The sequence below is a fragment of the Collinsella sp. genome (genome assembly GCF_052346665.1).
GTDB lineage: Bacteria > Actinomycetota > Coriobacteriia > Coriobacteriales > Coriobacteriaceae > Collinsella.
On record NZ_DAWDUX010000049.1, the window covers coordinates 1 to 6,811 of the forward strand.

At 55.8% G+C, this 6,811-nt stretch carries 8 protein-coding genes and 2 pseudogenes; 7 read left to right on the plus strand and 3 right to left on the minus strand.

Features of this window, described 5'->3' with window-relative positions; genetic code table 11:
- A pseudogene (locus ACT8II_RS08375) lies at positions 1-765 on the plus strand (tetracycline resistance ribosomal protection protein); the annotation flags it as partial.
- A gap of 521 nt (positions 766-1,286) precedes the next feature.
- Positions 1,287-1,985 carry a hypothetical protein gene (locus ACT8II_RS08380; protein ID WP_124786471.1) on the plus strand — a complete coding sequence of 233 codons (699 nt, stop codon included), beginning with the start codon at positions 1,287-1,289 and terminating at the stop codon, positions 1,983-1,985.
- A 135-nt stretch (positions 1,986-2,120) separates the two neighbouring features.
- Here the strand turns inward: ACT8II_RS08380 and ACT8II_RS08385 are convergent, their stop codons facing one another.
- The gene (locus ACT8II_RS08385; RefSeq protein ID WP_124786470.1) at positions 2,121-2,507 is read right to left on the minus strand and encodes a hypothetical protein; all 387 of its coding nucleotides are present in this window, start codon (positions 2,505-2,507) and stop codon (positions 2,121-2,123) included.
- Between the two features lie 157 nt (positions 2,508-2,664).
- Here ACT8II_RS08385 and ACT8II_RS08390 point away from each other — a divergent pair, with 157 nt between their 5' ends.
- The 5 genes and pseudogenes from ACT8II_RS08390 to ACT8II_RS08410 all read left to right on the plus strand — a co-directional run bounded on the left by ACT8II_RS08390 (position 2,665) and on the right by ACT8II_RS08410 (position 4,029).
- Positions 2,665-2,883, plus strand: coding sequence for a hypothetical protein (locus ACT8II_RS08390; RefSeq protein ID WP_250787836.1), 219 nt, complete (start codon positions 2,665-2,667; stop codon positions 2,881-2,883).
- Positions 2,880-3,092, plus strand: a complete 213-nt coding sequence (locus tag ACT8II_RS08395; RefSeq protein ID WP_124786468.1) for an alanine racemase — start codon at positions 2,880-2,882, stop codon at positions 3,090-3,092. The genes ACT8II_RS08390 and ACT8II_RS08395 overlap by 4 nt, the downstream gene beginning before the upstream one ends.
- The gene (locus ACT8II_RS08400; protein WP_164473322.1) at positions 3,085-3,222 is read left to right on the plus strand and encodes a hypothetical protein; all 138 of its coding nucleotides are present in this window, start codon (positions 3,085-3,087) and stop codon (positions 3,220-3,222) included. Before ACT8II_RS08395 ends, ACT8II_RS08400 begins: the two co-directional genes overlap by 8 nt.
- A 31-nt stretch (positions 3,223-3,253) precedes the next feature.
- Positions 3,254-3,847 (plus strand): annotated as a pseudogene (locus ACT8II_RS08405) (N-acetylmuramoyl-L-alanine amidase); the annotation flags it as partial.
- An 86-nt stretch (positions 3,848-3,933) separates the two neighbouring features.
- Positions 3,934-4,029, plus strand: a complete 96-nt coding sequence (locus ACT8II_RS08410) for a hypothetical protein (protein ID WP_350446096.1) — start codon at positions 3,934-3,936, stop codon at positions 4,027-4,029.
- A gap of 681 nt (positions 4,030-4,710) precedes the next feature.
- On the opposite strand, the gene ACT8II_RS08415 is transcribed toward ACT8II_RS08410, so the two are convergent.
- Together ACT8II_RS08415 and ACT8II_RS08420 are read right to left on the minus strand one after the other, a co-directional pair.
- Entirely contained in the window at positions 4,711-6,246 is a 1,536-nt protein-coding gene (locus ACT8II_RS08415) for a serine/threonine protein kinase (RefSeq protein WP_443813764.1), read from the minus strand.
- Positions 6,247-6,516: 270 nt separating this feature from the next.
- On the minus strand, positions 6,517-6,811 hold a 295-nt coding region (locus tag ACT8II_RS08420), incomplete at its 5' end, for a hypothetical protein (RefSeq protein ID WP_443813766.1).

Sequence of the window (6,811 nt, forward strand, 5' to 3'; positions counted from 1 at the left end):
ATCATTCTTTCTTTTTTGGGCCGGGTGCAGTTGGAGGTTGTTTCCGCTTTGCTGGCAGAAAAGTACAAGATTGAAACAGCGGTGAAGGAACCTACCGTCATTTATTTAGAGCGGCCGCTCAAAGCAGCCAGCCACACTATCCATATTGAGGTGCCGCCCAACCCATTTTGGGCATCCATCGGGCTGTCTGTTACGCCGCTCCCGCTTGGCTCCGGTGTACAATACGAGAGCCGGGTTTCCCTGGGATACTTGAACCAGAGTTTTCAAAACGCTGTCATGGATGGTATCCGTTACGGGCTGGAACAAGGCTTGTGCGGCTGGAACGTAACGGACTGTAAGATTTGCTTTGAATACGGGCTTTATTATAGCCCGGTCAGCACGCCGGCGGACTTTCGCTCATTGGCCCCGATTGTATTGGAACAGGCATTGAAGAAATCAGGAACGCAGTTGCTGGAACCTTATCTCTCGTTCACCCTCTATGCGCCCCAGGAATACCTTTCCAGGGCTTATCACGATGCGCCAAAATACTGTGCCGCTATCGAAACGGCCCAGGTAAAAAAGGATGAAGTTGTCTTTACTGGCGAAATTCCCGCCCGCTATATACAGGCATACCGTACTGATCTGGCCTTTTACACCAACGGGCGGAGCGTATGTCTTACAGAACTGAAAGGGTATCAGGCCGCTGTCGGCGAGCCGGTCATCCAGCCCCGCCGTCCAAACAGCCGCCTGGACAAGGTGCGCCATATGTTCAGTAAGATTACTTGATACACCACAGCAAAGAAGGTTACAGAATTATGTAGAGCTCCACATAATTCTGTTGCATTTTCCAGCCTCTTGTGATAGTATTTTGATACTAAGAAAATTGACAGCCGAAAATAGCAGGTAAAATATTAGCAAATTTGCGAATATTTTACCTGTAAATTCAAGAGAAATACTTCCTCATATACTTGAATTTGTCGAGTGGGAGTAGGCTGATAGGGTTCTGACCTGCACTTTTGAGTGACGCACTGTGCCGCTGAGTTTCGTTTCGTACGACAGTCATGGCAAAGCCACCAGCGACGGCGGTGAGTAAAAACGATTTCCTAGCCTCCGTTCCCGCGTTGGGACGGAGGCTTTTTCTTTGGTCTTTTACTCCCTTTCACCTGCTATTTCGCTATTTACTCCCAGTGTTTCAAGATGGCAAAGCACTGGGCGGTATTCGGAGGAATGGGAGTAAGGATTTATCCCAAGTGAGTAGACGTGCGATTTTTGTCCCCGGGCCCCGAAACGGGGACGTTTCGGGGCCCGTGAAACTCAAATCGAACTCAATGGGCGGCACCGACGGCTTCGTGCCGTTCCAGACCTCCGGCGCCTCCGTCCTCAAGCTGGGGGCGGGTGGCGTTCTGACTGACCCCGAGTACGAAGTCCGCACCTGGCTCAACGCCACGCTGTTCGCCGACGGCGAGCTCAAGATCGGGTTCGCCAAGGCCGATGCGACAGGTCGCGAGGTGCTGGCCTCCGACACGCTTTGCGCCAACGCCAAGTACGCCGCGATCCAGGCGACGCCCTGGGCTTCGTTCGGCAAGAGCGTGAAGCGCGTGACCATCGCCGCCGACACATCGAGGGTCGCCAACGTGAACCTGAACTACTGGTTCTACAGTTGCAACGCCCTGACCTCGGTCTCTGGCATGGCGAACCTGCGCGGCGTGGCCTACATGAACCGTACGTTCAACTCGTGCTCCGCGCTCACCGAGCTCGATCTGCGGGGCATGAGTCTGGCGTCGCTTTCTAGCATGCTCTACACGTTCGGTGCCTGCACCGCCCTTGAGCGCATCCTGGTCGATGCCGACTGGGGGCTGCCGAGCGGGTGCACGGGCTCTTCCACGTTCTACAACTGCAAGGCCATCGCGGGTGGCAACGGCACGACCTACGACTCTAAGCAGACGACGTACGCGATGTGCCACATCGACCGCGAGGGGCAGGCGGGCTACCTCACTGCCGGGTAGCGGCTTGGGACTGAGCATAATGGCACCCCTGGCAGCTGCGCAGGCGCCCTTCCTGCGCTGCTGCCAGGGGTGAGCGCGCCGCCCCCGTGGTGTGGGTTAGGCGATGGGATGCGGCGGCGTGTAGCGAGAACTGCTTTACTCCTCGATTTCGGAAGATAGGTGAACCTTCCCCTTTATTTGAGGCTTCTGCTTTTCGATCTGGCGATAAAGCCTGTTGTACTCGATAGCCCACGGCCTTTCGATTTTTCGCAGAGCCAGAAGGTTCATGTGGCTAGTCGTATATGCCCTTGCCTTTTCTTTGGAAAAGCCTTCGTACATCGTCAGGTATCTTGCGAAATCACGCTGGAAGAATCCTTCGTAGCGTTCCTGCGACAACAGCTGCTCCGCTTCTCCTCGAGGCAAATCCCAGTGTTTTTGCAACAGGCCCAGGATTGCTTCCGTGGATGCAGGAGTCTCGTTAAGAGCCGCTACAGCTCTCAAGAGACTTTCGTCGTACCCCTCCTCGTAAAGCCGGCTTTCCATTTCTACCTCCCGTTAGCGACTCTTTCGAACAATCGTTACTGTGCTTTTTCTTATTTTACCTCGCTTTTTATAGCAGCGATTCAGCTACCAGCTGATTTGTGACCGCAGCGGATGATGGGGCCGTTGAAGTTGGTCCATGTTCTGCTGGGAGGTCCTTGTGGAGTCTATTGCGGTGGCGCTCATCGGCGTCGTGACGCAGGTCGGGGTGATCGCGTCGAACTCGCGAAGCCGCGCGGTGATGGAGCTCAAGATTGACGAGCTCGCGCGGCGCGTTGAGAAGCACAACTGCCTCATCGAGCGCACCTACAAGCTCGAGCAGGACATGGCCGTGGTCAGGCGCGACGTTGACGCTCTTGAGGAGAGGAGCGGCAGATGAACCGTTTTCTGACGAGCAACGAGCGGCAGTGGCGCTTTATGCGCACGGTCGTCCAGGGCGTCCTGGGCGTCGTAGTGGCCAACGTCGACCTGCTCATGGGCGTGGCCGTGCTCGACCCCACGCGGCGCGCGCTGTGCGTGGCCATGGTGATGGCCGTGCTCTCGCCCGTTATTGCCGAGCTGGGAAAGGCGGGCGATTCCTATGAGTGAGTACGCAAGCGAGGAGGAGCGCTGGGAGGAGTTGCGCGAGCCCGGCTGCGAGCCCGACACGCCCAGCGACTTCAAGCCCGAGGAGGGCGAGGACGCGGGATTCAAGGAGGTCAGCGCCAATGGGGCATAGCATCCTGTTCAAGCAGTGCGGCAGCGACCGCATGACGCGCAGGCGCTCGCACGCCATCGACCGCATCGTGATCCACTACACGGCGACTCTGGCGTCGGCCCGCAACAACGCGATCTACTTCTCGCACAACGAGCGGCAGGGGTCGTCCGCCCGCTACTTCGTGGGCGACATCACCGACGAGATCTACCAGAGCGTGGCCGAGGGCGACACCGCCTGGCACGCCGGCAACTGGCTCATGAACTGCCGCAGCGTCGGCATCGAGGCCGTGAGCGCTAGCGAGGACTACAGCGAGGTCGAGGCGGGCAAGCTCGCCTGGCTCGTGCAGACCCTCATGAAGCGCTACGGCATCTCCGAGGGCGGCGTCATCCGCCGCTACGACGTGACCGACAAGATCTGCCCCGCGCCCTACATCGCCGCCGGGCGCAGGGCGGCCCTGCGCCCGCGCATCTGCCGAGGCGCCGGGTCTTCGGACACCGTGGCTGCGGGGTCTTCCGGCAGTGGCGGCTCTGCGCCCTCGGGTGACGTGGCGAGCCTGGCGTGGCGCGTCATCAACGAGGAGTTCGGCAACGGCGAGGCGCGTAAACGGGCCCTGGGCTCGCGCTACTTCGAGGTGCAGGCCGAGGTGAACCGGATTCTCTCGGCGGTGGTTCCGGCGGTTCTTCTTCGTCCGGCAGTGGCGAGGTCGACATCGACGCGCTGGCACGCACCGTCATCAACGGCGACTACGGCAACGGCGAGGAGCGCAAGCGACGGTTGGGCTCCAACTACGCCGCCGTGCAGCGCTGTGTGAGCCAGATGCTCTCGTGAGGCGGTTTCGCGAGGAGCTGGCGGAGGGCTGGCAATCGTGGCTTGCATCCCTGTGTTGCTGGCGGCGGCCGTTCTCATGCCAATCCCTTGGATGCTTGGATTGATATACAACAAATAATACTTTTTGATGAGAGGCGCAGGTCAAGTTTGGACTGCGCCTCTTTGTTTGGACGGTCGGGGGGTTACGAACAATCCTGAACGGAGCGCTTCCGAGCGTTGCGGAGTGTAAGAGACGATTTTTAAAACAGCATATTCTACCTGCGGTTTTGTTGATTATCGTTCTGAACCGTTTTGAAGTGCTCTATGGTCTCCGATTAGCTCGCGGCTAAGTCCCTGAAAAGTAAAAGGCGCCCGTGCGGGCGCCTGCCTAGGACCGAGATTCGTTCGATTGTGGTCGGAATGCTCGTCTTCCGCGGTGCTGTCGTCCGGAGTCCGGCATCTGTCGTTCGCCTCTTCTGTCGTGTTTGATGTTGCGCGTTCTGCGAGCGACCTTGCGCAGGCCTACCGGCCCGTTGCCCCAGGTGCACCCGGATAAATGGCACCCATCGGTTGGGACTCAGCTTATCGAAATCGAACTATATGGGAGCGAGCGGAAGGGTGAACGGCCTAGGGTGCAACCAAGATGCCGTCTATCGTATCGTTTTCCCTAGACGAACGCAGGCCTGCGCTGCATTAATGAATCTACACGGAGTCGTTGAGAAGGTCTTCCAGCATCGGGTCTATTCCGCTGGTGATAATATCCTCAATCAGATGCTGGGCATGGAAACGGTTGATTTGCCATGCTACATATGAAAGCGTTTGGCAGGCACGCTCCTTGATGTCGTATGGCGCCTTGCTTAAAACAATCGACTTTGCGATGTCGGCAAATGGATCGTGGTCTTCCCATGTCTTGCAGACTTGCGTCATGCTCTGGTCGATAGCATCCATGACAAAGGCCGCATTGCCGTTGTCGATTTCCGTAAATTTGACAACCGTTTTAGCGAACGCGGGGTTTGACGCTACCCGTGAGCACAGCTGCTCATCGGTCATTTCGAGAATCCATTCGGCAACCTCTCCGTCGAGGATTCCCCGTGCTGCCTTTTCCGCAAGTTTCGTTTCCCGGTCCGCATCTGCTATCGAAGACAACCTTCGCTTTATCGCGCTCAAAAACTCTGCCGCATCCTGGTATCTTTTCGACGGATCGTCTGCGGTTGCTTTTTCTACCAGCGGTCGAAGACGATGATTCGTTTTTGTCGGATGTCCGGCGAGCACGAAGTTGATAATCCTGCCCAAGGAAAAGACATCGCTCCTTTTGTCCCCATCTTTTAGATAGACAAGCTGTTCAGGTGAACAGTAGAACCACTGTCCAAAATTGTTTGTGTTGGTGGTTTGGTAGGATGAAAGTGTGTTCAAGTTCTTTCCAAGCCCGAAATCGGCAATCTTCAGTTGGCCGCTCAGTAGAAAAATATTCGTGGGGCTTAGATCTCGGTGAATGTATCCGCGCGAGTGAATGGCAGCCATGGTGCCAACTATCTGCTCGATTATGGACATCTTGACTTGCTCGGATAGAGGATTGTCCATGAACTCTAGTAGCGTGGTCTCGCCGGCCTCCATCGTGTAGGAGCAATTGCTCTCGTCGAAATCAAAGACACGGAGAACCCCTGGCAGCTCCGAAAGATCATTCATTATCTCGTATTCGCGCTTGAAGCGATGGCGGTTTCTTGCATCAAGGGCTACTTCGGGCATGAGCTTTTTCAGGACTCTGCCTGTTGACTTTTGCCTGAACGCTTCGGCAAAGCCGCCTTTCCCGATCGGGATTAGATCCGAATCAATCACCACAAGCTTCATCTCGCCGTCTGTTCCGACTATCTCAAGCTCGTCGGAGATTAGTACTTGGTTGAACCGTTTCTTCGCTTTGTCCGCCCTTTCTCGGGCTTCGATTTCATCGCAGCCAAAAGTACTGACCATATACTTGAATCCAAGAACGATTGAGAAAAAACGATCGAGACGGCCGCTCGACGCAACACTGGCTATCTTTCCGGCGGCGTATCTCCATCTGGTAGGAGCGTTGCCACCTTGGTAGATGTCCCGGAAGTCAAAATGGTCATTGAAGAATGTCACTATTTGAGGGCCCGACAAGTAGTGGAACAGCTCTCCTTCGTCGCCCACGAACATCTTTGCAATAGATTCGAGCGACCGCTCGCTGAGTAATGGCATCGTTCTGTCCTCCTCGTTCATCTGTCGTCATCCTAGTCACCGGAGTGCATTCTGCCAAGGATATTTGTCTTAATGAGCTGCTATCTTTTTGTGCTCTCCGCTCATATGATTATCCGACTTTGCCTGGTTATTAATGCATCAGAAAATCGACAACCCCGTAGCTGGCATCCTCGTTAGCTCAAAGGATATTATGACGACGAGGCAATCCCGAAGCTGGCGACATCATTCGTGTAATAAGTCTTGTCACGTTTCAGGATTTCACTAACTTATAAGCAAGCCACCCGAGACTACTCACCTTTCCCGCCGATGGCGAAGCCCTGCGACCTGGGGTTTTGCGAATGTCGCGCAAGCCACCTGCGTTAATTCACCTACGATTGCAGCTGGCGGCTTGCGGGTTAAAGGGCGGTTGAGTTTCAAAACGGGCGTTTTCAGCGCTATCGAGCCTCCTAAGGCGCCCCGCTGCGCTCTTTGGGACAAAAACAAAAAATCAAAGTCCTGAGTTTGAAAAAAGTATTTGAGGCTGTCCCAGCTTTTGTCCCCGAAGCTGACGAAGCACGACATGGTGTCACCTGGCGGCACTTGGCTC

Excerpts from the sequence above, each read along its gene's own strand:
- ACT8II_RS08385 (WP_124786470.1), bottom strand. The coding sequence starts at position 2,507 with ATGGAAAGCCGGCTTTACGAGGAGGGGTACGACGAAAGTCTCTTGAGA.
- ACT8II_RS08395 (WP_124786468.1), top strand. The coding sequence starts at position 2,880 with ATGAACCGTTTTCTGACGAGCAACGAGCGGCAGTGGCGCTTTATGCGC.
- ACT8II_RS08400 (WP_164473322.1), top strand. The coding sequence starts at position 3,085 with ATGAGTGAGTACGCAAGCGAGGAGGAGCGCTGGGAGGAGTTGCGCGAG.
- ACT8II_RS08415 (WP_443813764.1), bottom strand. The coding sequence starts at position 6,246 with ATGAACGAGGAGGACAGAACGATGCCATTACTCAGCGAGCGGTCGCTC.